Source organism: Amycolatopsis viridis (genome assembly GCF_011758765.1).
GTDB classification, from domain to species: Bacteria; Actinomycetota; Actinomycetes; order Mycobacteriales; family Pseudonocardiaceae; genus Amycolatopsis_E; species Amycolatopsis_E viridis.
On sequence record NZ_JAANOU010000001.1, the window covers coordinates 4,733,651 to 4,759,243 of the forward strand.

At 72.2% G+C, this 25,593-nt stretch carries 26 protein-coding genes; 13 read left to right on the plus strand and 13 right to left on the minus strand.

Features of this window, described 5'->3' with window-relative positions; genetic code table 11:
- Positions 1 to 7: 7 nt before the first annotated feature.
- Entirely contained in the window at positions 8 to 757 is a 750-nt protein-coding gene (locus tag FHX46_RS23430; protein ID WP_167118997.1) for a 3-hydroxybutyrate dehydrogenase, read from the minus strand.
- Between the two features lie 215 nt (positions 758 to 972).
- Here FHX46_RS23430 and trxA point away from each other — a divergent pair, with 215 nt between their 5' ends.
- The 3 genes from trxA to FHX46_RS23445 all read left to right on the plus strand — a co-directional run bounded on the left by trxA (position 973) and on the right by FHX46_RS23445 (position 3,105).
- Entirely contained in the window at positions 973 to 1,338 is a 366-nt protein-coding gene (gene trxA / locus FHX46_RS23435; RefSeq protein ID WP_167118999.1) for a thioredoxin, read from the plus strand.
- Between the two features lie 62 nt (positions 1,339 to 1,400).
- On the plus strand, positions 1,401 to 2,261 hold the full coding sequence (locus tag FHX46_RS23440; RefSeq protein WP_167119001.1) for a hypothetical protein: 861 nt from the start codon (positions 1,401 to 1,403) through the stop codon (positions 2,259 to 2,261).
- Between the two features lie 49 nt (positions 2,262 to 2,310).
- The gene (locus tag FHX46_RS23445) at positions 2,311 to 3,105 is read left to right on the plus strand and encodes an SAM-dependent methyltransferase (protein WP_167119004.1); all 795 of its coding nucleotides are present in this window, start codon (positions 2,311 to 2,313) and stop codon (positions 3,103 to 3,105) included.
- 9 nt (positions 3,106 to 3,114) lie between these two features.
- Here the strand turns inward: FHX46_RS23445 and FHX46_RS23450 are convergent, their stop codons facing one another.
- A complete protein-coding gene (locus tag FHX46_RS23450) occupies positions 3,115 to 3,903 on the minus strand; it encodes an ABC transporter ATP-binding protein (protein ID WP_167119007.1) in 789 nt (262 codons plus the stop codon).
- Between the two features lie 61 nt (positions 3,904 to 3,964).
- Between FHX46_RS23450 and FHX46_RS23455 the strand changes: the two genes are divergently transcribed.
- Positions 3,965 to 4,867 (plus strand): LysR family transcriptional regulator, encoded by a 903-nt coding sequence (locus FHX46_RS23455; protein ID WP_167119010.1) that lies wholly within the window; start codon positions 3,965 to 3,967, stop codon positions 4,865 to 4,867.
- On the opposite strand, the gene FHX46_RS23460 is transcribed toward FHX46_RS23455, so the two are convergent.
- Positions 4,795 to 5,310, minus strand: coding sequence for a nitroreductase family protein (locus FHX46_RS23460; protein ID WP_313886229.1), 516 nt, complete (start codon positions 5,308 to 5,310; stop codon positions 4,795 to 4,797). The genes FHX46_RS23455 and FHX46_RS23460 overlap by 73 nt on opposite strands.
- 90 nt (positions 5,311 to 5,400) lie before the next feature.
- Between FHX46_RS23460 and FHX46_RS23465 the strand changes: the two genes are divergently transcribed.
- A complete protein-coding gene (locus tag FHX46_RS23465) occupies positions 5,401 to 6,186 on the plus strand; it encodes an AAA family ATPase (protein WP_313886230.1) in 786 nt (261 codons plus the stop codon).
- 141 nt (positions 6,187 to 6,327) lie between these two features.
- On the opposite strand, the gene FHX46_RS23470 is transcribed toward FHX46_RS23465, so the two are convergent.
- Entirely contained in the window at positions 6,328 to 7,545 is a 1,218-nt protein-coding gene (locus tag FHX46_RS23470; protein ID WP_167119013.1) for a Glu/Leu/Phe/Val dehydrogenase, read from the minus strand.
- A gap of 215 nt (positions 7,546 to 7,760) precedes the next feature.
- Here FHX46_RS23470 and FHX46_RS23475 point away from each other — a divergent pair, with 215 nt between their 5' ends.
- Positions 7,761 to 8,681: a LysR family transcriptional regulator gene (locus tag FHX46_RS23475; protein ID WP_167119016.1), complete on the plus strand. Its 921-nt coding sequence runs from the start codon at positions 7,761 to 7,763 to the stop codon at positions 8,679 to 8,681.
- Between the two features lie 71 nt (positions 8,682 to 8,752).
- Positions 8,753 to 9,634 (plus strand): RNA polymerase sigma factor SigJ, encoded by an 882-nt coding sequence (gene sigJ / locus FHX46_RS23480; protein WP_167119019.1) that lies wholly within the window; start codon positions 8,753 to 8,755, stop codon positions 9,632 to 9,634.
- 27 nt (positions 9,635 to 9,661) lie between these two features.
- On the opposite strand, the gene FHX46_RS23485 is transcribed toward sigJ, so the two are convergent.
- Positions 9,662 to 10,279, minus strand: a complete 618-nt coding sequence (locus tag FHX46_RS23485) for a histone deacetylase (RefSeq protein WP_167119022.1) — start codon at positions 10,277 to 10,279, stop codon at positions 9,662 to 9,664.
- A 97-nt stretch (positions 10,280 to 10,376) separates the two neighbouring features.
- Here FHX46_RS23485 and FHX46_RS23490 point away from each other — a divergent pair, with 97 nt between their 5' ends.
- From FHX46_RS23490 to FHX46_RS23505, 4 genes are all read left to right on the plus strand, one after another.
- The gene (locus FHX46_RS23490; protein WP_167119025.1) at positions 10,377 to 10,784 is read left to right on the plus strand and encodes a VOC family protein; all 408 of its coding nucleotides are present in this window, start codon (positions 10,377 to 10,379) and stop codon (positions 10,782 to 10,784) included.
- 38 nt (positions 10,785 to 10,822) lie between these two features.
- Positions 10,823 to 13,171: an acetyl-CoA acetyltransferase gene (locus FHX46_RS23495; RefSeq protein ID WP_167119028.1), complete on the plus strand. Its 2,349-nt coding sequence runs from the start codon at positions 10,823 to 10,825 to the stop codon at positions 13,169 to 13,171.
- A 125-nt stretch (positions 13,172 to 13,296) separates the two neighbouring features.
- Positions 13,297 to 15,615, plus strand: coding sequence for a hypothetical protein (locus FHX46_RS23500; protein ID WP_208400253.1), 2,319 nt, complete (start codon positions 13,297 to 13,299; stop codon positions 15,613 to 15,615).
- 116 nt (positions 15,616 to 15,731) lie between these two features.
- Positions 15,732 to 15,992, plus strand: a complete 261-nt coding sequence (locus FHX46_RS23505; RefSeq protein WP_313886231.1) for a YrhK family protein — start codon at positions 15,732 to 15,734, stop codon at positions 15,990 to 15,992.
- 54 nt (positions 15,993 to 16,046) lie between these two features.
- Here FHX46_RS23505 and FHX46_RS23510 read toward each other — a convergent pair whose 3' ends face one another.
- Positions 16,047 to 16,493 carry a DUF4383 domain-containing protein gene (locus FHX46_RS23510; RefSeq protein WP_167119035.1) on the minus strand — a complete coding sequence of 149 codons (447 nt, stop codon included), beginning with the start codon at positions 16,491 to 16,493 and terminating at the stop codon, positions 16,047 to 16,049.
- A 166-nt stretch (positions 16,494 to 16,659) separates the two neighbouring features.
- Between FHX46_RS23510 and FHX46_RS23515 the strand changes: the two genes are divergently transcribed.
- Positions 16,660 to 17,451, plus strand: a complete 792-nt coding sequence (locus FHX46_RS23515; RefSeq protein ID WP_167119038.1) for a DUF2382 domain-containing protein — start codon at positions 16,660 to 16,662, stop codon at positions 17,449 to 17,451.
- Positions 17,452 to 17,567: 116 nt separating this feature from the next.
- Here FHX46_RS23515 and FHX46_RS23520 read toward each other — a convergent pair whose 3' ends face one another.
- From FHX46_RS23520 to FHX46_RS23545, 6 genes are all read right to left on the minus strand, one after another.
- Entirely contained in the window at positions 17,568 to 18,584 is a 1,017-nt protein-coding gene (locus tag FHX46_RS23520) for a S1C family serine protease (protein WP_167119041.1), read from the minus strand.
- A gap of 176 nt (positions 18,585 to 18,760) precedes the next feature.
- Positions 18,761 to 19,405 (minus strand): TetR/AcrR family transcriptional regulator, encoded by a 645-nt coding sequence (locus FHX46_RS23525; RefSeq protein WP_243871330.1) that lies wholly within the window; start codon positions 19,403 to 19,405, stop codon positions 18,761 to 18,763.
- Positions 19,406 to 19,472: 67 nt separating this feature from the next.
- Positions 19,473 to 20,123 (minus strand): hypothetical protein, encoded by a 651-nt coding sequence (locus FHX46_RS23530; protein ID WP_167119044.1) that lies wholly within the window; start codon positions 20,121 to 20,123, stop codon positions 19,473 to 19,475.
- 769 nt (positions 20,124 to 20,892) lie between these two features.
- Entirely contained in the window at positions 20,893 to 22,248 is a 1,356-nt protein-coding gene (locus FHX46_RS23535; protein ID WP_167119047.1) for a DUF6545 domain-containing protein, read from the minus strand.
- Positions 22,249 to 22,280: 32 nt separating this feature from the next.
- A complete protein-coding gene (locus tag FHX46_RS23540; protein WP_167119050.1) occupies positions 22,281 to 22,886 on the minus strand; it encodes a hypothetical protein in 606 nt (201 codons plus the stop codon).
- Between the two features lie 108 nt (positions 22,887 to 22,994).
- On the minus strand, positions 22,995 to 23,789 hold the full coding sequence (locus tag FHX46_RS23545; protein ID WP_167119053.1) for a hypothetical protein: 795 nt from the start codon (positions 23,787 to 23,789) through the stop codon (positions 22,995 to 22,997).
- Between the two features lie 337 nt (positions 23,790 to 24,126).
- Between FHX46_RS23545 and FHX46_RS23550 the strand changes: the two genes are divergently transcribed.
- A complete protein-coding gene (locus FHX46_RS23550; protein WP_167119055.1) occupies positions 24,127 to 24,885 on the plus strand; it encodes an IclR family transcriptional regulator in 759 nt (252 codons plus the stop codon).
- On the opposite strand, the gene FHX46_RS23555 is transcribed toward FHX46_RS23550, so the two are convergent.
- Complete coding sequence (locus tag FHX46_RS23555; protein WP_208400254.1) at positions 24,882 to 25,520, minus strand: TetR/AcrR family transcriptional regulator; 639 nt, start codon at positions 25,518 to 25,520, stop codon at positions 24,882 to 24,884. The two genes, FHX46_RS23550 and FHX46_RS23555, sit on opposite strands and share 4 nt — an antisense overlap.
- Positions 25,521 to 25,593: the final 73 nt, after the last annotated feature.

The following is a 25,593-nucleotide window of genomic DNA, read 5'->3' on the forward strand; positions in this document are numbered from 1 at the left end:
GGGAACGTCAGGCGGCGGTCCAGCCGCCGTCGAGGGGGAGGGAAACGCCGGTGATGTGGCCGGCGGACGGGCCGCACAGCCAGCGCACCGCGTCGGCGACCTCGGCCGGGTCGACGAGCCGCTTGATCGCGGCGCGCCGCAGCAGGACCTCGCCGACGATCTCGTCCTCGGGACGGCCGTGCGCAGCGGCCTGGTCGGCGAGCTGGCCGCGGACCAGGGGCGTGTCGACGTAACCCGGGCTGACGCAGTTGCTGGTCACCCCGTGCGGCGCGCCTTCCAGAGCGGCCACTTTGGACAGTCCTTCGAGCGCGTGCTTCGCGGAGACGTACGCGGATTTGAAGGCGCTCGCGCGCAGGCCGTGCACACTGGAGACGTTCACGATGCGACCCCAGTTCTGCGCGTACATGTGCGGCAGCACGTGGCGGATCAGCAGGAACGGCGCGGTGACCATGACCGCGTGCATGCGGGTGAACACCTCGGGCGGGAACTCGGTCAGCGGCGCGACGTGCTGGAAGCCGGCGTTGTTGACGAGGATGTCGACGTCGGCGGGCAGCCCGGCGGCGGCCGCCGGGTCGGCCAGGTCGGCGGTGTGCGCCCAGCCGCCGGTCTCGGCGGCGACCCGCTCGGCGGCGCCGGAGTCGATGTCCACGGCGTGCACCTTCGCCCCGGCCGCGGACAGCGCGACCGCACACGCCCGCCCGATCCCGCTGCCTGCGCCGGTGACCAGCGCGACCCGCCCGTCCCAGTACTCGCTCATGGCGACCGAAGGTAAGCGCCCGGCCGCGGTACGCCTATGTGTCTGTCCACCACAACTTCGCGGACAACCATGGGTCCGTCAACTACTGTCCGTGCCCGGCTCCTGCGCGGCTTCGGTGGCGCGACTCGCGCATCCACTTCGTGACGGCGCTCGCCGGAATAGGTCACCGGCCAGGGTTGTTGCGGTTGGGAAGGGATCTGCGAGGAGGTTCACGAATGGCGACGGTCACCCTGACCAAGGACAACTTCGAAGAGGTCGTCAACTCCGACGGCATGGTGCTCGTCGACTTCTGGGCGGCCTGGTGCGGGCCCTGCCGGATGTTCGCACCCGTGTTCGAGGGGGCGGCCGGCCGGCACGACGACATCGTGTTCGGCAAGGTCGACACCGAGGACCAGACCGAACTGGCCCAGGCGTTCGGCATCCAGTCGATCCCGACCCTGATGGCGGTGCGGGACGGCGTCGTGCTCTACGCGCAGCCCGGCGCGCTGCCCGAGGCGAGCCTGGAGGAGCTGATCGGCAAGCTGCGCGAGGTCGACATGGACCAGGTGCGCGCGGAGATCGCGAAGCAGCAGGCCGAGTGAGCGTTTGCCGCTGATCGCCGGCGGGCCGATGATGGTGCCATGACCTCCCGGGGCGGGCGCCGATGAAGTTCGAGACGGTCGCCGACGAGCTGTACGCCCTGCCCCGGGACGAGTTCACCGCCGCCCGCACGGAACGGGCCAAGGCGGCGAAGGCCCGGCAACCGGACCTCGCGAAGCGCATCAGCGGCCTGCGCAAGCCGACGGTCGCCGCGTGGCTGGTCAACCAGGTGGCGCGGCAGCACCCGCGGGAGATCGAGCAGCTGGACGATCTGGGGTCGCGGTTGCGGGCCGCGCACCAGAAACTCGCGGGCGACGAGCTGCGCACGCTGTCCCGGCAGCGCAACGAGCTGATCCGCCGGTTGAGCGGCCTGGCGAGCGCCATCGCCGCCACCGCGGGCGTGGCCTACGGCGACGCCGCCGAACGGCAGGTCGAGGACACGTTCGAAGCGGCCGTGTCCAATCCGGACTCCGCGGCGGAAGTGCGGGCGGGGCGGTTGTCCACCGCGTTGACACCGTCCTCTTCGGAGGACTGGCTCGCCGCCGCGCTCGCCGCGTCGCCGGCCCGCAAGGCCGCGCCGCAACCACCTCCCCCGGCCCGGGCGAAGCAGAAGCGGCCACGCGACCCCGAAGCCGAACGCCGGGAGGCGGCACTGGCCGAGGCGCGCGCGAACGCCGCCGCCGCAGCCGCCGCCCGCGACGAGGCCCAGCAGAACCTCGACGAAACCACCGCCCGCGCGGCGAAAGCTGCCGACACGGTTGCTGGCCTGCGCACCCGTTTGGACGAAGCCGTCCGGGCCGAACGCGCGGTGCGCAAGGAAGTGACGGCCGCGCGCAAGGCGGTCACGGCGGCGGAGAAGGCGGCTGGGGAAGCCGAACGGCGGGTCACCGAAATGACGTCGTTCGGCCGACGCTCCCGGCGGTGACCTTGTGCCACACTGGCGAGAACCCGTGACCGGAGGCTGGTGATCACCGATGACCCCGAAGGCACCGCGCGAACGCACCACCGCGACGGCCGCCGGCGTCTACGACTGGTACCTCAACGGGCATCACCACCTGCCCTGCGACGCGGAGGCGGCGATCGCCGCGCAGCAGGCGTTCCCCCTCGCCGGGCAGACCGCCCGCTACAACCGCGACTTCCTGCAACGGGCCGTCCGCTGGATGACCGAGCACGGCATCCGCCAGTTCCTGGACATCGGCTCGGGTTACCCGACGGCCGGCAACGTGCACGAGATCGCGCAGCGGTACGCGCCGGGTACCCGGGTGGTCTACGCCGACCTCGACCCGGACACCGTCGAGGTCAGCAACCGGCTGCTCACGGGCACCCCGGACGCGACCTGCCTGCAGGGCGACGTGCGCGATCCGGATGACATCCTCGGCCGGGCGGAGCTGCTGGACTTCGCACAGCCGGTGGGGCTGCTCCTGGTGTCGGTGCTGCCGTTCGTGCCCGGGGACGTGGGCCCGCTGGTGCGCCGCTACCTCGCCCGGCTCGCGCCGGGCAGCTACCTGGCGCTCACGCACCTCACGCCGGCCGACGACGAGCGGATCCGCCGGCGGCAGGCGGACGTGGAACAGACGTACAACGCGAAGGTGCAGCAGAACGTGCACATGCGCGACCCGGACGAGATCGCGGACCTGTTCGCCGGCACCGAGCTCGTCCCGCCCGGTCTCGTGCTCGCCACGCACTGGCACCCGCCCCGGGGTTACCGGCCCGGCCCGGACGACCAGGCGAGCGCCGTCCTCCTCGGTGGCGTGGGGCGGATTCCCTGACGCGGCCGGTCAGACCACCGGCTCCGCGCGCGCGGCCCACCGGCCGTCGGTGCGGGTGATGCGGACCGGGTGGTCGAAGCACTTGCTGATGTGGTCCGTCGTCACCACCTCGTCGGCGGAACCGGCGGCCAGGCACTGGCCCTCCCGCAGCAGCAGCGCGTGCGTGGTGCTCGCCGGCAGCTCCTCGAGGTGGTGGGTCACCAGGACCGTCGCCAGTTCCGGGTGTTCCCGGCGCAGTGCGTCCACACTGGACAACAGCTGCTCGCGCGCGGCGACGTCCAGGCCGGTGGCCGGCTCGTCCAGCAGCAGCAGGCGCGGCGCGGGCATCAGCGCGCGGGCGATCAGCGCCCGGCCCCGCTCGCCCTGGGACAGCGTCGGCCAGCGGGCGTCGCGCTGGGCCGTCAGGCCGAGCATGCCGATCAGGCCCTCGGCGCGGTCCCGCTCCACCGCCGCCGGCTGCCAGCGCGGCACCAGCTCGGTCGTGTTCGTCAGCCCGGTCAGCACGACCTCGAACACGGTCAGCGGCGAGCGCAGCGGGTGGCGGGGGTTGACGTGCCCGAGGAAGGACCGCAGCTTGCGCAGGTCCACCCTGCCCAGCCGGTGCCCCAGCACGTCGACCGTTCCGCGCGTCGGATGCGTGACCGCCCCGAGCAGGCCGAGCAGCGTGCTCTTGCCGGCCCCGTTCGCGCCGAGCAGCGCCCAGTGTTCACCTTCGCGCACGGTGAGGGAGATCGACCGGAGCAGGTACCGGCCGTCCCGGACGAGATCGACATCGCTCACCTGCAGCACCGGCGTCATGGCGGCACCGTACCAAGTCCTCAGACGTCCGACGAAAAGGGAGATCCGATAACGTCGGGGAATGGATCGGGTCGAAACACGCGAACTCGCCTACTTCGTGGCCGTCGCGGAGGCGCTGCACTTCGGCCGCGCCGCGGAGGGACTGGGACTGGCCCAGCCGGCGCTGTCGAAGGCTGTGCGGTCGCTGGAACGGCGGCTGGACGTGACGTTGTTCGAGCGCACCAGCAGGCGGGTCGAGCTCACCCCCGCCGGTGAGGTGCTGCTCGGCGAGGCCCGCAAAGCGCTCGCGGCGGTCGCCGCGGCGGCCCGGCGTGCCCAGCGAGCCGGGCGCGGCGTGCCCTACCTCGCCCTCGCCGCCAAGCCCGGCGGCGACGCCGGCCTGCTGGCCCGCGTCCTGCACCGCTACGAAACCGATCCGTCCGCGGTGCCCGTCGAACTGGTGCCCGCCCACGAGGACCGGGTGCCGATGCTGCACGACGGCCGGGCGGACGTGGCGCTGCTGCACACGCCCTTCGACGACGCCGCCGGGCTGGCGACCGAGGAACTGCGGGCCGAACCGCGGTCGGCCCTGCTGCCGCCGCAGCACCACCTCGCGCGGCGGGCGATCCTGCAGCTGGCCGACCTCCGTGGCGAACCGGTCGGGCGCTGGGGCGGCTATCCGGACGACGGTGGCGTGGAGATCACCGACCTGGCGAAGCTGCTGCGGGTGACGGCACGCGGCCGGGCCGTCGCGGTACTGCCGAAGTCGGTGCTGGACACGCTGGAGCACAACCTGGTCACCGTCCCGGTCGTGGACGCCGCGCCGGCCCGGCTGCTGCTCGCATGGCCACAGGGCAGCCCCTCCCCCGCGGTCGCGGCCCTGGTGCGGGCGGCGCGGGAGGTGGCCGCCGGCTACCGCTCGACGAACACCTCGGACAGGTCCTTGCGGCCGGTGGGAATGGCCGACCGCCCGCGCGGCCGCTGACCCGGCCAGCCCAGGGCGAGCGCGTGGTGCGCCCGCCACGGGTGCGCTTGGCCGACGAGCGCGGCGGCCTCGACGGCGTTGGCCTCGGGGTACAACGACACCGGGCAGCTGCCGAGCCCGGCGAAGTGCGCGGCGACCACGAGCGTCTGGCACACCCGGCCCAGGTCGAACTCGGTGTCGTGGCCGGCCTCGGCGTCGGAGAGCAGGACGAGCGCGACCGGCGCGGCGGCCAGCGGCAGCGCGTACTGGCCGAGCCGGGCGAGCGCGCGGCGCCGGTCCGGGTCGGTGACCGGGACGAACCGCCACGGCTGCCGGTTCCGCGCCGATCCGGTCCAGCGCGCGGTGTCGGCGAGCGCGGCGACGAGGTCCCGCGGCACCGGCCGGTCGGCGAACACGCGGGTCGCCCGGATCGCGGTGAGCGCGTGCAAGGCGTCGGGGAGCACGCCCCGATCCTGACATGCCGGAGACGACCTCCGGCCCTCGACCGCACTGTCCCGGCCGAGCGGGGCGGCGACGATTGCTAGCGTGTCGGGGTGGCCATCGGAGATCCCGCCGCTGAGGGTGTCCACGCCGGGAACGGGTTCATCCAGCGTGTCGCGGTGGCTCCGAACGCCGGCACCGGGCGCTATCCCTTCACGCTGCCCGCAGTGGAACACCTGGTTCGCTCGGGCGGGTTGCGGCTCAACCCCGGCGTGACGTTCCTGGTCGGCGAGAACGGCACCGGCAAGTCCACCCTCGTCGAGGCGCTCGCGGTCGCCGCCGGGTTCAACCCGGAGGGCGGCAGCCAGAACTTCCGATTCGCCACCCGCGCCACCGAGTCCTCCCTGGGCGACCAGCTGATCCTGACGTGGGGTGTGGCGAAGCCGCGCACCGGGTTCTTCCTGCGTGCCGAGTCGTACTACAACGTCGCCTCGGAGATCGAGCGCCTGGCCCGTGAGCCGGGACCGCCACTCCTACCGGCCTACGGCGGCGTGTCCCCGCACGAGCGGTCCCACGGGGAATCCTTCGTGGACCTCATCACGCACCGGTTCGGGCCACGGGGCCTGTACATCCTGGACGAGCCGGAAGCAGCGCTCTCGGTACGTAGCTGCATGGCCGTGCTGGCACGCCTCGCCGAACTCGCGAAGCAACACAGCCAGATCGTCGTGGCCACCCACTCCCCGGTGCTGCTCGCGCTGCCCGGCGCCACGATCTACGAGATCGCCGAGACGGGTGACATCGTCCCCGTGCCCTACGAGCAAGCGTTGCCGGTGCGACTGACGCGTGACTTCCTCACCGCACCGGAACGCTACCTCCGGCACCTTCTCGCCGACGATTGAAAACGCGACCTGGCTCGGGTAACCACAACTACTCGCGAGGCACCTCCCTCTCTCTTGCGGTTCACCGGGTTTGCGCGGCATCTCTCGAAACATCTCTGGACATGCGTACTCGTTGAGCGTTCAGCGTTCGGCTGCGGGCCGTCAGGGGATGACCGCCTCGGCGGCACCGGCCACCAGCCGCGCCGCGCGGTTGGTCTCCGCGAGGTCCTCGGCCGTCACCCGCGGTGGAACACCGTCGGCCAGCCACGCGGACAGCAGCAGCGCCACCTTGGCCCGCATCTCGGTCCGCAGCCGGTGGAACGAGTCGACCGGGTCGGCGCCCACCTGGCCCAGCAGCAGCCACCACGCCCACGCCGCGGCACCGGCGTTCGCCACGAAGTCCGGGATCACCGGCACCCCCCGGGCCGCCAGCATCGCCTCCGCCGCGGGCGTCGTCGCCGCGTTCGCCGCCTCCACGACCACCTTCGCGGCCACGTCCGCGACGTTGTCCGGCGTCAGCGCGTAGGAGATCGCGGCCGGCACGAAGACGTCCGCCGCCACGCCGAGCACCGCCTCCCGGGGCAGCCGCCGGACCCTCGCGGGCAGCCGTGACCGGTCCACCTCGCCGTAGCCGTCCCGCAGCTCCAGCAGCGCCGGCACGTCCAAGCCCGCCGGGTCGTACAGCGTCCCGGCCGCATCGGCCACCGCGACCACCCGCAGGCCCGCCTCGTGCAGGTACCACGCCGCGCCCCCGCCCATGGTGCCGATGCCCTGGATCGCGACCGTCGTCGCGGCCGGCTCCCAGCCCCACGCACTCACCGCGCCCAGGCACGCCTGCGCCACGCCGTACCCGCCGACCACGTCGCCCAGCAGCAACCCGCCCGGCACCGGGGCGTTCAGCCCGGCCTGCACCCGCCGCAGCGTCCGCTCCGGATCGGGCGACCGGCGGATCGCCGCGTGGTAGGACTGCTCGAGGCCGAGCCGCGCGAAGACGTCGTCGATGAGGTGCTGCGGAACCCCGAGGTCCTCCGCGGTCACCCAGTGCGCGTCCAGCCACGGGCGCATCGCCTGGCAGAACCGCTCCAGCACCCCGACCGCGCCCGGGTCCTTCGGGTCGAAGTCGATGCCGCCCTTCGCCCCGCCCACCGGCAGGTCGAACGCCGCGGTCTTGGCGGCCATCCCGCGGGCCAGGTCCGCCACCTCGGACAGCGTGCAGCCGGCCCGCATCCGGGTGCCGCCGGTGGCCAGACCGGACACCAGCGTGTGCACCACGAGGTAGCCGTGCGTGCCGGTGACCGGGTCGGTCCAGGTCAGCCGCAGCATCGGCTCCTGCGTGCGCGGCCGGGTCCCCTCGCCGGTGGCCCCGCGCGGGTCGTGCATCGTGGTCAACTGTCCCCTCCAAGCCTGGTTCCGGGCACAGCGCGGCCCGCCTCCGCCACGGGACGTGGCTTCGGTGACCGGTTGTGTGGATTCGGAAGATCCGCTCCCGCTGCCACCAGGGTGCGGCAGGGCCGCCGCGAACGTCCAGTTAGGGATCATGCACGGTTCCGTTCACGTTCCCTGCACAGCGGAAGATCCTTACCTACCCTGACCTCATGGAGCTTTCGCTGCACCGCTTGCGGATGCTTCGGGAGCTGCATCGCCGGGGCACCGTCACCGCGGCCGCGGCTGCCCTGCACTACACGGCCTCGGCCGTCTCGCAGCAGCTCGCGCAACTGGAACGGGACGTCGGGGGCAAGCTGTTCGAACGGCTCGGCAGGCGGGTGCAGCTCACCGAGCTGGGCGTGGTGCTGGCCGAACACGCCGAGGAGATCCTCAAGTCGGTCGAACGGGCGACGGCGGCCGTAGCGGAGGCGCAGGACGGGGTCACCGCGCGGCTGACCGCGGGTGTGTGGGCTTCGGTGGCGTCCGGGCTGCTGCCGTTCGCGCTGTCCGCACTGGCGAAGGAGCACCCCGGCATCGAGGTGCGCACGAAGGAGCTGGCGCCGGAGGAGACCGCGGGCGCGGTGCGCGACGGCGCGCTCGACTTCTCCTTCGTGATCGACTACTCCGACTACCCGATGCCGTGGGACCCCGCGCTGACCCGCGTGGTGATCGCGGTGGAACGGCTGCACGCGGCGGTGCCGCGCGGTGCCGTCCCAGCCAGCACCGTGGGCCTGCCCGACCTGGCCGAGCACCCGTGGATCCTGGCCGGACCGCGCTCGCACTTCGGCCGCGCGGTGCGGCTGGCGTGCCAGCGGCACGGGTTCGAGCCGAAGATCACCCACGAGGTCGGCGAGCAGGCGACGGCACTCGCGATGGTGGCCGCCGGGCTGGGCGTCACGCTGGTGTCCGATCTGGGGCTGTCGCTGCGGCCGCCCGGCCTCGACGTCGTGGCGCTGACCGAACCGCCGATGCGCACGGTGTCCATCGCCCACCGGACGGCCTCGACGCGACCGTCCCTGCAACTGGTGATCGACGCGGTGCGGGCCGCCGCCGCGGAGCGGGGCCTGGGCGCGGCGGCGCCACTGCCCTGACGCCGGGACCGCGGCTACCATTCACGGCGCAGAGCCGGTCACATCGGCGGGAGGGGATCCGTCAGAGCGGTATGACCGAGAACGAGTGGCTGGCCGAGCAGTTCGAAGCGCACCGGGGGCACCTGCGTGCGGTGGCGTACCGGATGCTGGGTTCGCTGGCCGAGGCCGAGGACGCGGTGCAGGAGACGTGGCTGAAGCTGAGCCGCGCCGACAGCGGTGAGGTCCGGAACCTGGGTGGCTGGCTGACGACCGTGGTGGGCCGGGTGTGCCTGGACATGCTGCGGTCGCGGACCTCCCGGCGGGAGGACTACTCCGGGCACCTGCCCGACCCGGTCGTCGACCGGGAGGACGGCACGCACCCCGAGCACCAGGCGCTCATCGCGGACTCGGTCGGGCTGGCGCTGCTCGTGGTGCTGGACACGCTCGACCCGGCGGAACGGCTGGCGTTCGTGCTGCACGACATGTTCGGCCTGCCGTTCGACGAGATCGCGCCGATCGTCGACCGCACCCCCGCGGCGGCCCGTCAGCTGGCCAGCCGGGCGCGGCGGCGGGTCCAGGGGACGCCGACGGCGCCGAACACGGATCTGCACCGCCAGCGCGCGGTGGTGGACGCGTTCTTCGCCGCCGCGCGGGACGGCGATTTCGCCGCACTGGTGAGCGTGCTGGATCCGGACGTGGTGCTGCGGGCCGAATCCCGCGAGATGCCGGCCGGTACGGCACGGCTGGTGCGCGGCGCGGAGGCGGTGGCGGGTCAGGCCCTCACCTTCCGGCAGGCCGGCGCGGGCGGCCGACCGGTCCCGACGCTCGTCAACGGCGCCGCGGGAACTCTCATCCTGCGCGACGGCCGTCCGCAGGCGCTCTTCGCGTTCACCGTGGTGGACGACCTCATCGCGGCGATCGACATCATCTCCGACCCCGACCGCCTCGCCGAGCTCCTCGGGCACCACGGCTAGGCGTGTTCCGGCGCACGCAGCCGAGGTTCACTGCTGAAGCAATCCCGTCACCACGTCCACCGTCCAGTGCCCCGCCACGCCGCGCAGCCCGCACAGGTACCGGGCCACCCGCGGGACCGGCCACCCGTGGGCCTCCCGCAACCCCTCGCCCAGCATCCGCAGGTACACCGCGGACGGCGGGTTCCACGCCACCTCGCGGGCCGACCACGGAGCGGTGAACGTCAGGACCGGGAATCCCTCGCGGTCCCCCACGTACAGCAACGTTTCGTACCGACCTGGGCCCAGCACGTCCCGCCCGGTCGACAGCACCGTCGTCAGGTCGAGGTCCCGGTCGGGTGGCCGGTACATCTCCTGCGCCGCCAGGTCGGAGAACTGTCCGCGGGTCAGCAGGTACGCGCGGGCCGCGGCCGTCCCCGGCAGCGACGCGTCGTAGAACGCGCGCCCGCCGCCCCAGGTGGCCGATTCCGTCGCGAAGTACACGCCGCCGCGCAGGCAGTGCGGCTCGATCTTCAGCGGCGGGCTGGAGTCACGGCAGCCCGGGCACGACCGCTGCCCGCCCGGCGGGGTACCACCTTCCAGGTAGTACCGCAGCCGCCCGGCGTGCAGGTTGGACCCGTACCCGACATACCAGACCGGCCCCGCCACGATCCGATTCTGCCGGGCTTTTTCCCGCCCCGCAGGGTGTTGTCCCAGGCAGAGGGGTCTGCGACGATGGATGGTCCGCGGTGGAGGGAGACCGGAAATGGCTTCGCGGCTCAACCCCTACATCACCTTCGACGGCGATGCCCGGCAGGCGATGGAGTTCTACCAGCAGGTGTTCGGCGGCGAGCTGAACATCAACACGTTCGGCGACCTCGGCGGCATGGCGGGCGAGAACGCCGACAAGATCATGCACGCGATGCTCGAGACCGAGCGCGGTTTCACCCTGATGGCGTCGGACACCGCGCCCGGCATGGAACGCACGGCGGGCAACAACATCGCCATCAGCCTCAGTGGCGACGACGCGGGCGAGCTGCGCGGCTACTGGGAGAAGCTGTCCGGCGGCGGCACCGTCACCGTGCCGCTGGAGAAGCAGATGTGGGGTGACGAGTTCGGCGCCTGCCTGGACCGGTTCGGCATTTCGTGGATGGTCAACATCGGTCAGAGCTGAAGATCGAAAAACGGGGCGCCGCCGGGTTACCGTGCGGTATGACCTCTCTCGACCACCGGACGCCGGTCCTCGTCGGCGTCGGCCAGGCGTCCGAGCGCATCGATGATCCTCGGTACCGCGGGCTGTCCCCGGTCGAGCTCGCGGCCGCGGCGGCCCGGGCGGCCCTCGTGGACACCGGCGCCGACGCACCGGCGATCGCGTCCGCCCTGGACACCGTCGCCGGGGTGCGTCAGTTCGAGATCTCCACGCCCGTCTCGCAGTCCCCGCTGGGCCGGTCGGACAACTTCCCCCGCTCGGTCGCCCGCCGCCTGGGCGCCACGCCCGCGCGTGCCGTCCTGGACGTCACCGGCGGGCAGTCGCCACAGCACCTGGTCACCGAGCTCGCCGGGACGATCGCCGCCGGCGGCGCCGAGGTCGCGCTCGTCGTCGGCGCGGAAGCGATCTCCACGGTCCGCCACCTGCGTCAGGCCGCGGACAGGCCGGATTTCACCGAGCACGTCGGCGGCGACCTGGAGGACCGCGGGTTCGGGCTGGCCGGTCTGGCCAGCCGGCAGATGCTCGCGCACGGCCTGGTCGAGCCGGTGAGCCAGTACGCGCTGTTCGACAACGCCCGCCGCGCCCGGCTCGGTCTGTCGCGCGCGGACTACGCGCTCGCGATGGGTGAGCTGTTCGCCCCGTTCACGAAGGTCGCCGCCGCGAACCCGCACGCCGCCGCCCCGGTGGTGCGCAGCGCGCCGGAACTGGTGACCCCGACCGAGCGCAACCGGCCCATCGTCGATCCGTACCCGCGGTTCCTCGTCGCCCGCGAACAGGTCAACCAGGGCGCCGCGGTGCTGATGATGTCGGTGGGCGCCGCGCGGCGGCTGGGGGTGCCCGAGGACAAGTGGGTCTTCCTGCACGGTCACGCCGATCTGGTGGAACAACCGCTGCTGGAACGCGAGGACCTCAGCGCCGCGCCCGCCGCGGTGTTCGCGGTGCGGCACGCGCTCGAGGTGGCCGGAATCGGCATCGGCGACCTGGCCACGCTCGACCTCTACAGCTGCTTCCCGATCGCGGTCTTCGCGGTGTGCGACGGGCTCGGGCTGGCGCCGGACGACCCGCGCGGCCTCACCGTCACCGGCGGCCTGCCCTTCTTCGGTGGCCCTGGCAACAACTACTCGACGCACGCGATCGCCGAGACCGTCGTGCGCCTGCGCGACCAGCCGGGTGCCTTCGGACTGGTCGGCGCGAACGGCGGCATGCTCAGCAAGTACTCCGCCGGCGTCTACTCGACCACGCCCGCGCCGTGGCGGCCGGACCGCAGCGGCGAGCTCCAGACCACGCTGGACGCCCGTCCCCGCGTGCCGACCGCGACCCACCCGGACGGCTGGGCCACGGTGGAGACCTACACGGTCCAGCACGCGACCCGCACCGCGGTGGTGATCGGACGGCTCGACGACGGCCGCCGGTTCATCGCCTCCAGCGACGATGCGGACATGGTCGGCCGGCTGCTCGAGGGCGAGCCGATCGGCAGCAGGGTCCACGTGCGCTCGTTCGGGTTCGGCAACCGCGTCACGGCGACCCCGGAGCGGATGGACGAGCTGTTCCCGCCCCGCGCGCCGGGGTTCCGGGACCACTACGAGCACGTGCTCGTGCGCCGGGACGGGCACCTGCTGGAGGTCACGATCAACCGGCCGGATTCCCGCAACAGCCTGCACCCGCCCGCGAACGAGGAGCTGGCCGAGATCTTCGACGCCTACTTCGCCGACCCGGACCTGTGGGTCGCGATCATCACCGGTGCCGGGGACAAGGCGTTCTCCGCGGGCAACGACCTGGTCTACGCGGCGAGCGGCCGGCCGATGTGGGTGCCCAAGTCCGGACTGGCCGGGCTGACGAGTCGCGAATCGCTGCCCAAGCCGGTGATCGCGGCGGTCAACGGGTTCGCGCTGGGCGGCGGTTGTGAGATCGCCCTCGCCTGCCACCTCGTGGTCGCCGACGAGACCGCGCAGTTCGGGCTGCCGGAGGTGCGGGTCGGGCTGGTCGCCGCGGCGGGCGGGCTGGTGCGGCTGCCGCGTGCGGTGCCGCCGAAGGTGGCGGCCGACGTGATCCTCACCGGCCGGCGGCTGTCCGCGGCGGAGGCCGAGTCGTACGGCCTGGTCAGCCGGGTCGCCCCGGCGGGCCAGGCGCTCGCGGTCGCGCGGGAGGTGGCGGCGGCGATCCTGGCGGGCTCCCCGACCTCGGTGCGCACGTCGCTGCGGATGATGGCGGAGGCGGATGCCGTCGCGGACACCACCGCGGCCGTCCGGCACCCGTCGCCCGCCCTCGACGAGCTGCTCGTCACCCACGACGCGTTCGAAGGGCCCGCCGCGTTCGCGCAGAAGCGGAAACCGGTGTGGCGCAACCGGTGAGACCCCTCGGTCAGGGGTCGTTCGACCCGGGGAACCCCCTTCCGGAACGGCCACGCCCGGTACAGACTGAACAGCGCAATTCCGCCTGACGGAAACTGGTTCCGGACTCCCTCCCGGAGGGCCCCATGCCTGAGGCCGCGCTGGTGCGGGTGGCCGCGCTGTCCCCGGCGCTGGCCGCCGCCCTGGGCACCCCGGACCTGACCGAACGGATGCGTCACCTGATCCGCGCCGAGACGGCGTACCGGGCGTGCGCGGCGGAGGTGGCCCGCCGGATGGGCGACGAGCTGGTCCCGGTGCTGCCGCGGACCCTGCGGTGGCAGGCCCTCGACGTGCGGCGGCGTCTGCACCGCGGCGAGGTGGTCCGGCCGGGCGACCTGGACTTCCCGCCGCTGTCCCGGATCGTGGCGTGGGGCGGCAGGCTGGCCGCGGAGACCGCCGCGCTGCAGGAAGCCGTGGCGGACGCCGATCGGACGCGGCACGACCGGATGTGGGCGGCGATCCGCCACGATCCGGAGGCGGTGCGCGTGCTCGACGCGGCCGCACCGGATGTCCTCGCCGATGTCCGCGCCCGCCTGGCCGCGGGTGAACCGTGGACGAGCAGGCACCTGCGCAAGCGCGGTGACCACCTGCTGCGCCTGTTGTTCCGCATCACCTTCGGCACCGGCCCGCGAGGCCGGCTCGCACCTGCCGCCCCTGTCGGTGGCGAGGCGGTCCACCGGCCCGGCACCGGCCACGACGACCGCCGACCGGGCACCGCCGGTGCGCGGCCCGACGGGTGGCTGAGCCTGACCCCGCTGCGGTGGACCGAGGACGACCGGCTCTGCTGGGAGTCCAGCCGCGGCCACCTGGGGGCGCCGCGCCGGGGCGAGGTCCAGCGCACGGCGGAGGTGGACGCGCTGTGCCGGGTGCTGGGCTCCCGGTCGATGCGGACCCGCGAGGTGGTCGACCTGCTCGCACCGGACGCGCGGCGCAAGCCGCTGGTGCGGGAGTCGTTGCAGCACCTTGCGCAGGCGGGGCTCGTGCAGGTGTCGTCCGCGCCATCCGGGCAGCGGCACCGCCCACCGGTCTCCGCCGAGCCCGGCGCGGTCGTGGTGCCGGCGCGGCTGCCCGAGCTGGTGGATCACGCGGGACGGCTGGCCGCGGTGCTGACCGGCCGCCGGACGCCGCCGGGGCTCGGCCTGATCGGCCCCGAACCACGGCCGGTCATGGAGATCGTCGCGCACACCGTGGACGCCGCGGACCCGCTGCCCGCACCGGCATGGCCGGAGCCGCGGCCCCGCACGCCCTACCAGCGGCTGTGCGAGTGGCTGGCGCGGCACGCCGACGACCGCGAGATCGAGCTGGGACCGGCGGTGCTCGACTACCTGGGCGCGCCGCCGGCGAAGCCGTCGCGGTGGCCGGTGGACTGCCTGCTGCGCCCGCTGCCCGAGGGCCGGGCCGTGCTGGAGGCCGTCACGCCGGCCGGGACGATGGACGCGTGGTTCGCGGCGCCGCTGGAAAGCCGGCCCGGCGAGCTGCCCCCGGTGAGCGCGTATCGCGCGTTCCTCGTCGAAACCGCGGCCCGGTGCGGCGCGGAGCTCGTCGAGATCCTCCCGCCGCCTGCGGGTGGCGACGCCACCCCGGCCCGCGGCCCGCGCTACACGCGGACCTGGACCGGCGCCGCCGATCCGGCTTCCACTGTGGACGATCCCGCGGGCCTGCACCGCTATCTGCCGCTGACGGAGATCACCCTGCGCCGTGAGGCGCGCCGGGTGATCGCCGAGGACCGGTCCGGCCGCGAGCTGTGGCCCCTCTACCACGGTGCCCGGCGCCCACCGCCGCCGTGGGACCTGGTGGTTTCGCTGCTCACCGCGGCCTCCCCGGCCTGGCGGCTCAGCACGCCGTGCGCGTTCGGCGATCCCCGGGCCGCGTTCCCCGGCCGGACCCGCACACCGCGCCTGCTGCTGGACCGGGACCTGGTGATCGCCCCGGCCACCGTGTTCGCCGGCCGGGACCTGTTGCCGGAGCCGGGCGGGGACCGGTTCGCCCGGGTGCGGGCGCTGGCGAACCTGCGGCTGGCGACCGGCGTGCCGCGCTGGGTGATCGCCCGGCGGGGGCGGGACTCCCGGCCGGTGGACCTGGACAACATCGCCACGCTGCGGGTCTTCGACCGGATGCTCGCCGATCCGGCCGTGCCGGGGCTGGTCCTGGAGGAGATGCTGCCCGGGCCGGAGGACCTGATCGTGTCCGATGTGGACGGTAGTCGGCGGGCAGCGCGCACCCTGGTGCGGTTGCCGTTCGGCACCACGCCGGCCGACCTGGCGGAGCGGGCTACGCACGCCTGGCAGCAGCTCACGCGCCGCACGCAGGGGGCGGCACCCGCACTCGCGGCACCGCGGTCACCGACGGCTCCTCCGGCACCGTCGAGGACGTCGCCGGCGTCCGCCGGGCGCCGCGGGAGCTAGCCGGTCCGACGAGCAACCGGATTCTTCCGATGCCGGGACGTGTTTGCCCCCGCTGGCCGACGGGAACGCACCGGGTCAGCCCGAGCCGCGGGTACGTCGTGCAAGGAGGAACCGCCGTGCGCCCCAAGGTCTTCGTCCGCGAGTTCCCGACGATCCACCTCACCATCGGCGTGACCGGGAACATCATCTTCTTCGTGGGCAGCGTGTTGTTCCTCTGGCACGCGGCCGAGCGCATCGCGATCTGGCTGTTCATCGTCGGCTCGTTCGGGATGATGGTGGGCGCCATCGGCCACGCGGTCTACATCCACGAGCGGCACCGCCTCAACGGCGCCCCCGGCCACCCGGCACCCCGGGAAAGCACGCAGACCCGCTCCTGACGCCCGGCCCGCCGGAGCCGGATCACCGCCTCGACGGCGAGCCGGCCGCGGTGGTCATCGGGCCGGCGTGGTGCGCCTGCCGGTGGCGAGGCCGAGGGCGATCATGCCCACGGCGAGACCGAGGTGGAGCCAGTTGTCCGCGGTGTTGACGGGGACGAAGTTGCCCGCGGAGTCGTGGTCGACGATCAGCCCGTAGATCCACAGGACCAGGTAGATCGCGCCGCCGGCGATGAGGAACGTGCGCGCGCCGGAAGCGGTGCGGGCCAGCGCCAGGCCGGCGACGCCGAAGGCCAGGTGGACCAGGTTGTGCAGGATCGACACGGCGAACACGCCGAGCAGCATCGCGCCGGAGTGGTGCCCGGCGAAGCTGAGCGTGTCGTAGTGGGTGGTCAGGCCGGGGATGAAGCCGGCGATGCCGACGAGCAGGAACACGACGCCCACCGCGGCGGCGACGACTTGCGCCGCGGTGCGCGACTGGGCGCTGGTGACGGAACGGGACATGCGCTTTCTCCTTCACGGAATTGGTGATGCCGAGAGCGATACCCGGCGGGCCCGGTCTCAACGCACAAACTGCATCGATTTTGCATCGTTTCGCAGTTCACTCGTTCGGGTAGCTGGGATGAGTGCGGTCCCGCCCCGGGGCCGCGGCCCGAAGGGATGACAACCGATGACGCAAACCAACCAGCACTACGCCCACTGGAGCGGACGCACGCTGTACGACAGCAGCGGCGCCAAGGTCGGCCAGATCGGCCAGTTGTGGGCCGACGACGCGGACGGACACCCGACCTGGCTGACGACGCGGACCGGCATGTTCGGCACCCGCGAGTCGTTCGTCCCGGTGCAGGGCGTGCAGGAACGCGACGACGGCAACCTGGAGACCCGCTACCCGAAGGAGCTGATCAAGGACGCACCACAGGTGGAACCGGCTCCCACCGAGCGCGGGCAGCACCTCGACGTGACCGAGGAACAGCAGCTCTACCGCCACTACCAGCTCGCCGGCGAGCACGGTGCGCAGGCCGGGCACGGCGGCGGCCGGCCCGCGGGCGCGGAAGGCCACGACGTCTCGGGACCCACGACCGACGAGGCGATGACGCGCTCGGAGGAGCGGTTGCGGGTGGGCACCGAACGGCGCGAGCGCGGGCGTGCCCGGCTGCGCAAGTACGTCGTCACCGAGACCGAGCAGGTCGAGGTGCCGGTCACCCGGGAGGAAGTGCGGGTCGAGCGGGAACCGATCACCGACGCCAACCGCGAGCAGGCGATGTCGGGACCGGGGATCTCCGAAGAGGAACACGAGGTCACCCTGCACGAGGAACGGCCCGTGGTGGCCACCGAAGCCGTGCCCGTGGAACGGGTCCGGCTGGCCAAGCACCAGGTGCAGGACACCGAAACCGTCCGCGGCGAGGTCCGCAAGGAACACATCGACACCGACACCGGTGCCGAGCACGGCCGCCGGGAGTGAGCCCGGCTCGCGTCATGGCGACCGCCTGGTGCCCCGGCCATCCGCGCCCGGCCGGGGCACCCCTGACCTCCCGCCCGACCGGACACCGGACGGGCGGGAGGTCAGGGAGGCCCGGCTCAGCTGCTGAGGCCCGGCCGATCGGTCAGCGTCAGCGAGGCACTCACGTCCCGCCCGTCGGGTCCGTGGAAGGTCAACGTGATCACCTGGCCCGGGTCCCGCCGTCGCAACTGGACCAGGAACTCCTCGGGCGTGGCGACCACGGCGTCGTCGACGCGGGTGATCACGTCACCCGGACGCAGCCCGGCGGTGGCCGCCGGACCGCCCGGGACGATCGCCGCCGCGATCACCCCGTCGGACCGGGACAGCCGCAGCTGCGCGGCGATCTGCGGGGTGAGCTGGGCGGGTTCGAGCCCGGCGAAGGCGTGCCGGGCGCGGCCGGTGGTCCGCAGCTGTTCGGCGACGTCGACCGCGGTGGCGGCCGGGATGGCGAACCCCAGCGACACCGCGCCTGCCTGGGGCGGGATGTAGGCCTCGCTGATGCCGACGACCTCGCCGCCGGCGTTGAACACGCCGCCGCCACTGCTGCCCGGGCTGATCGGCGCGTCGGTCTGGATGAGGTCGACCAGCGCCTGGGTCTCGACCGCACTGCCCGGGATCTCCCGGTGCAGGCCCGAAACCACACCGGCGGTGACACTGTTTTCGAACCCGAGCGGGCTGCCGATCACGATGAGGAGTTCACCCGTCTGCGGCAGTGCGGCCTGGAACCGGGCCGGTGGCAGCCCGGTGCGGGACACCGCGACGAGAGCCAGATCGGTCACGGCGTCGGCGGCGCGGACGGTTCCGCCGAGCCGCTGGCCGTCGGCGAAGGCGACCTGCACGGCGGACGCTCCGCGCACCACATGCTCGTTGGTGAGAATGAGACCGTCGGCGGTGTAGACGACCCCGCTGCCGTTGCCGCCCGGTGTGAGGATCTTGACCACGCGCGGCTGCGCCTGGCTCGCCACCCCGACCACACCGGCCGTGACCTGGGGCGACGGCGGCTGCGGCGCCGGTGTGGGTGACGTGCACGAGGCGAGGAGGAGGAGCACCGCGGCCCCAGCCGCGGCGGGCACACGAACCCGCCACGAGGTCATGCCCGGGAGCCACCCCGCACCGCTGTCGTGCGCGGGCGGCCGGGGCCGGCGGTCAACAGGGTCATCCCAGCGATGCTAGTGGCGGGCGATGGCCTCTGCTGTCTTCTGCCGACACGAACGGGCGTTCCCACCGCGCCCAGCACCGGCTTGCGGTGAACCGGGCGTTCGGGTGCCGGTCAGGCGCCGCTGGTTGCTGTGCGACGCGCCTCGACACCGTCGAGCATGCGGTCGATGGCGTAGTCGAACAGCGCGCGGAAGTAACCGGGATTCTCCTCCGGGCTCGTGGGCCGGTCCGTTACGCCCGCGTCGGCGCGGTGGTCCGTCGCCTTGCTCGCGCGGCGCTGGTCGTCCTGCAGCGTGGTGAACAGGCAAGCTTGACTCACCAGGATGCGGCACACCATCGCGGCCTCGTCCCGTTCGAATCCGGCCGCCAGGAGCGTCCGCATCGCACAGTCCACAATAGAATCCGCAAACGCACGCGATGGCCCGTGGGTTGCGACGTGCCGCGCCGTGCCGGGGAACTGGACGAAGACTGCACGCAGGTTGGTGAGGAATCCCCGCCACCAGTCCTGCCACGGCAGGTCTTCTTCGGGGAGCTGCTGGTACTCCGCGAGGACGCGGTCGACGACTGCGGTGGCCACCGTCGCGCGGTTGCCCATGTGGTGGTGGATCACCGCGGGGTAGACACCGAGGACTTTCGCGAGGTCCCGCATGCTCCAGTCATCCAGGCCCTTGTCGCGCGTCAGCTCGACGGCGGCCGTGATGATCGCGTCTTCGGTGATTCCCTTCGACCGCCGTGGCTTGCCAGGACGGGGAGACAAGCACGGCTTCCCACCGGAACAGTCCCGGTCCTCCGTTTCGGAGCTCGAGACCCGATGTGTCACACCGTCAATCCTCCCCGTGCCAGTGCCACCACTGATCGAGAACGTCCGCGCGCGGGTGCACCGAGCCGGGGCTACCGAGGTCGACGATGTGCACACCGCGCCAACGCCGGAAACCAGCTCTCTCCAGCTTCGCGGCGGCCCGGAGGGCGGTCGTTTCGGCGGCCTCGCGGGAGGCGCCGCCACCGCGGAATTCCTGCGGGGATACCCGGCACACGGCCAGCCGGGCGTGCGGGGCCATGATGCGTAGCGCACTCGCGGTGAGCGCCGCGCCGAGCCCGTGGCCGCGCCAGGGCTCCTCGATACCGATCGAGCGGAGGACGATCAGGCGAGGCGGGCCATCGCTGATCATGCTGTCCAGCTCGGGGTGCAGGCCGCCGCGGTCCGGGTCGATGACGGTCTCGGCGATGAACTCCAACGCCCACTCGCCGAGCACGACGGAGTCCAGCAGGTTCCGTTTCCTGGTGAGGTCGGCGACCGCGAACACGATGTCCCCCACGTGCCGGAGGTCGTCCCGGCAGCGCTCCAGGTGGGAAATGTCGGCGGAGGCGTCCCACTGCTCCGGTTCCTCGTCCTCGTCGTCGATCCGCCACCAGAACCGTCGGTGGGTCAGCGTCAGCTCGATCGAGAGCGGGTTCGCCGGGAGAGCAGGGACCATGACCGTCGCCCTTCACGTGGTGTCATGCCAGACCAGAAGAAGCGGTCCCGGCTAGGAACGGGCGGTCTGAGGCCTGTCGACCACGGTGAACTCTCGGGTCAGCTCGATGAGCATCACCCCGGCTTGGTCGACGGCAGGCATGTCCTCCGGCCGGAGATCCCTCCCCGCCGCCGGCGCCCGAACCGCCCGCGGTCCCGGCCCAGGCCGATACCTCAGGTGACGCATCGGCACCTCCGACTCGACGCGCAGGACGCCGGATACCGGAACGGTCGTTGACATGTTCACGTGATCCTCCACGCCGCCGCCGTGGGGGCGGGGCCGTCCGTGGTTCCTGCGCTGTCACATCGCTGGTCGTCGCTGGTCGCACTGACTTGACCGGCGCGGGCCGCCGCCCCGGCGGTTCACGGTGTTGTTCCGCTGCGCGCCGGAGCTCGGATCAAGCGCAGCAACTTGCTGCAAGTTAAGTATTACCGAGCCGACGGTATCCAAGTCAACTCAACCGCAAGTATTTACTCCATAGAGGTCAACTCAAGCCATTGCCACGGCCATGCTCATCCCCGTTTGCTTGCTACGCAGTTAAGTCCCGGCCGGAACCAACAGCAACACGTTTGCGGCCAGGGCGAGCAGCACTCGTGGTGACACCAGTGACCAATGCGGCCAGTCTCGTCCGAACCCAGGCCTCGGTCCACGTTGGACGGTACGCGTGCAGGAACATGTGTGGTGGCCTCGGCGGATGTGGCGCGCCGCGGTCCGGGCTGGGGGTAACGGCTCACACCGCCAGAGGTGCGCTCGCGGAGGCCCGGTCGTGGCGCGCCCATTCACGTAGCCGGGTCACTTCCGCATGCCGGAAAGCCCTGGCGAGCCGGATGAGCGGCAGGTCCTGGGCGATCTGGGCTTTCAGGGAAACCGGCTCCGCCGCGATGTCCGGCATGTCTTCGTATGTCTCGATGCCCGCCGGGGTGATCTTCACGAAGATCGTCGCTGTGTGTGGTGCGATGTCGGTGGCGTGCGCGAGGAGCTGACGTACCCGGTTGGCGCGCTGGGCGGCCGTGTCCGTCCGGCATTCGTCGTCGAAGGCGTCGAGCGCCGACGCGAGTTCCGCCGCTTTGACCAGTGCCTCGGTCTTTGCCCGGGACCGCCTCATCGGGGCGGCTCGCACCCGTTCCGCGATGCCGGGATGTACGTATGGCTCCAGCGCAATGCGAACGTCCTGGATCTCTCCGGTGATCCAGGTGCGCTGGACGCCGAGGTCGTCGTCGTCGCAGTCGAGCAGGAGATCCGCGGGCAGTGCATTGTGCAGGGGGGCCATGGCGTGGACGGCCCACCAGGCCCATCCGAGCAGAAGCCGCTCCATCACCGCGGGCGCCCACACCAGCCATGTCGCTCCGAGGACCATGGGCGCGAAGGTGGCCGCCGAGAGGATCTCGCTGATCGTGGTGTTGTCCAGCACGGCGTTGCCGCCGTACTGGTCTGCCCACGCACCCGCGATCTGCCGCCCGGCCAGGACGAAAGCGAGTACGCCTCCGCTGATCTCCAGCCAGACGCTGATCACGACCCGCCGCGGAGGTTCCTCCCGGCGGAGATACCTGCTGCAGATGACGAGGAACTCGGTGACGCCGACGGCGATGTACAGGGCGTAGATCGCCCGGATCCAGTCGAGGCGGGGCTCCCCACCGTGGGCTGGGAAAGTAGCGACGTTCGGCGGGTTGTGCAGGCCGATCGCCAGCACGGTCATGGCGATGATGCTGCCCAGGAGCGTCAGCACCCGCCGGATGGTGCGCCGCCGACCGCTGGAACCGTTCTCCTCGAGTGTGCTGGCCAGCATCGACAGCACCGAAAAGGTGGCGATGTTGGACAGGACGCAGCCGAGGAGGTAGACGACCGTTGGCGGCAGGCCGGCTTGCACGATCGTGTGGTTGGTGGCCGGGTCCCAGAAGAGCGCGGTAAGGCCGCCGGCGATGAAGACCGCGCAGAAAAAACCGAAACCCGGATCACCGGATCTCAGTCCGCGTGCCTGCAGAGCGACGACTGCCAGCACCGCTCCCGCGGCGGCGCCGGTGCCGTACCAACTACCCGACCGCACTCCCACTACCAGCACAGCGGCGACCGCCAGCAAGACTGCCACGCCGACACCGCGGCGACACCAGCTCCGCATGTTCATCCTCGCCGGCCGCGCCGGCTGGTGCTCCCGAGCAGCGACTCAAGGGCGGTACGGGGTTTCCACCGTCTCATCGCGTGAGCGACATCGGTCGTGTAGTGCTCCAGCAGGCGCGCCGACGCTTCGGCCTGCTGTTCGGTCGCCGTGTCGTAGACGTCCCGGCCCAGGATGGCGATGGGTTGTTCCCCGCGCACGATGGCGAGGAGTTCCTTGTCCTCGTCCACCAAGCCTGGCGCCACCCGCTGCCAGAACGTGCGCCGCTCCGCATCAGCTTCTTCGTCGGCGTGCGCATGCCCGGCATCCCCACCGGGATCCCCCGGCGTGGCTGGGCCGGCCGCTGCGTGGGTACCGATTTCACGGTAGTGGAAGTACTCGTGCCACCACACCCGCCGGCCGACGTCGGGGCCACCGCGCCCGGGCACCCGGTCACCGACCACGACCAAGTCGCACTCCTCGTACTGCACGGTGAACCCGCACGTGACACTGCCGATGGGGCCCCGAGCGAAGTAGATGGTGCGGCCGCGACGTTGCGACTCCAGCCAGAACAAGTCCTGGGGCCGCAGCGGCCCGTCGAACCGCTGCTCGTGCATCTCGATCACTGCCATCGCGGCCACCTTGGCGGCCTCGAGCACCCCGGGATCCACCCGGCGGAGAAAAGGGTCCGAAGACACCAGCCGAGCGCTGCCTGCAGAGGCGCGGTTGCCGGACACTCGTCATTCACCCCCCTCGTAGCGGGGCGCGAGAAACTCCGGTCCTGCTGCCGGGGGCAGCGATGACGCGGCTCGCGCCCGCTCCAGCTCCTTGACCACTTGAAGGAGCCCCGCCAGATCCATGTGCTCGGCTTGCCTGGCCGCCACCGGCACGCCATCGAGGCGCCAGCGCAGCTCCAGGAAATGACTGATCTCCGCCTCGTCGTACTCGGTCTCGCGACGGAACAGCTTGAGCGTCGCGTGGAAGAACTGCGCGATGGCGTCGAACGCCTCCGCACTGATCAGGCGAATCGGGTGCCGTCTTCCCTGGAGGAGGTCCGCCACTTCGGAGGCGGTCCACTGTTCGCCGGTCTTGTGACTGAGGTGGCCGGCCAGCTCCGGCACGGTGTAGCCACCGCCGCTGGGCCGCTCCTTGTCGGCGAACAGGCGGACGACGAAGTTGAGGCGGGTGACCAGCTCGTCGAAGCCGGCCGGCTCGTTGATCTCCAACGTCAGCTCGACGATGCGTGCGACCACCTCGTCGCCCGGCCACGGGCGCAGCTGGTTGAGCAAGTGGTCACCGATGCCGAAGTACAACGCCATGGCGCCGATGCCCCGGCTCCCGGGGTTGTCGATCTCTCCTTTGAGCAGCTTGCTGACCTGCGCCTCGGTCCACTGACCGGCGTGCTGCTGGACGAACTCCGCGCAGTTGCGCTGGTTGAAAGCCTTGCCGTCGGTCGGCCGGGTCCGTCCCCGGTAGCGGGCGAAGAAGAACCTCGCCCGTTCCGCGGTGGACAGAGGTCGGTAAGCCTCAGACATCAACGCCCCACCCCCCGTGGGCTCACACCCGATACGACCATCGGGAGGTTGCAGTGCGGTCGACTCCCCCTGGTAACGACAGCCGCCCGAGCTTAACCGAGACACAAGTCTCCGGAAAGGGGCCAGCGCGCACGCCCGTAGAACTTGACTGGAAGAGGAACTGGGCACTCCGAGCTGACCCACGGGAACCCGCCGATACCCCCGCGTGAGGTCGCCCGCCTGCTCGCCGAGGCTGAGCGCCGACCACGGGAGTCCGGGCTGGAGTGCTGGTCACCGGGTTATGGTGTGCTGGTCCCGTTCCGCGGAACGGGCTTCTGGTGCGGAAAGGTGGGCCCGGATGGACAAACCGTTCAAGGCGCCGCCGCCGTACGCTGTCGCCAGCGTGGACAACGCCCTGCGGATCGCGGCGATGTTGCAGCTCGAAGGCCCGCTGACGGTCACCGAGGTCGCCGAACGGATCGGCGTCGCGGCCTCGACCGCGCACCGGCTGCTCGCGATGCTCGTGTACCGCGATTTCGCGGTTCAGGACGCCAACCGGGCCTACCGGGTCGGTCCGGTGCTGGAGCTGGCCGCCCATTCGCAGTCCGCGGCCTCGCGGCTGCGCGCGGCCGCGCTCCCGCATCTGCGCCGCCTGGTCGACCTGCTCGACGAGTCCGCGAACCTGACCGTCCGCACCGGGGTCAAGGCGCGCTTCATCGCGAGCGTGGAGTGTTCGCAGGCGTTGCGCGTGGGCTCTCGCGAAGGGATGGTTTTCCCGGTCCACGAGACGACGGGCGGCCTGCTGCTGCTCGCCGAACTGCCACCCGAGCAGGTCGAGGAACTGTACGCGGTGAACGAGCCCGGCGACCGGCCCGACCTGGCCGAACTGCGGGCGGACCTGGCGCGCGTGCGCCGCAGCGGCTTCGCGCTCAACCAGGGCCGGTCCGAACGGGGAGTGGTCGCCGTCGGAGTCCCGGTGCACGGGGCCGACGGCGCGGTCGTCGCGGGGCTGTCGGTGTCGATGCCGAGCGTGCGGTACCGGAAGGATCAGCTGCCGGTGCTGGTGGCGACGCTGCGCACCACCGCGGTTGCGCTGGAGGCGGACCTGCGCGGCTAACGCGCGGCGATGACGCGCTCGGCGATGGCGACCATGGCTTCGGTGAGCAGTGCCATCTGGTCGCGCATGGACCGGTTCGGCTCTGCCTGCCAGGCGACGAACGCGCCGTCGAACCCGGCGATGCCGAAGTAGTCCAGCGCCTCGCCCACCGCGTCGGCGACCTCCGGTCCCAGGCCGGCCCACGACTGGCGGATCATCCGCCGCATGTGCCGGCGGCCGTCGGTGCGGACGCGCTCGATGATGTCCTTCACCTCGATGTCCTCAACCGCCTCGGCGCTCATCAGCAGGATCAGGTGCAGCCGCAGGAAGTCGGGCTTCGCGACGAAGACCTCGCCGGTGCGCTGGAGGAACCACCCGAGCAGTTCGGCCGGCGGCAGGTCCGCGGGTGGATCGGCCTGCGCCTCGCGCAGGTGCCGGAAGAACTCGTACGCGCCGCGCTCCATGACGGCCGACAACAGGCCGCCCTTGGAGCGGAAGTGGTGGTAGATCGCGCTCTTCGGCAGGCCGGTCTCGGCGCTCAGCACCGACATGGTCGTGGCGGAGTAGCCGCGTTCGGCCATGATCCGCGACGCCGCGTCGAGGATCTCCTCCCGGGAACGCCGTCCCCGCCGGTTCCCGGCCCGCGCTGTGTCCACAGCGAGCAGCATAGGGCCGCGCGTTTTCTGCGCACCGGAATCTTCGGCGAGGCGCTTGACGGATCCCGAGGTG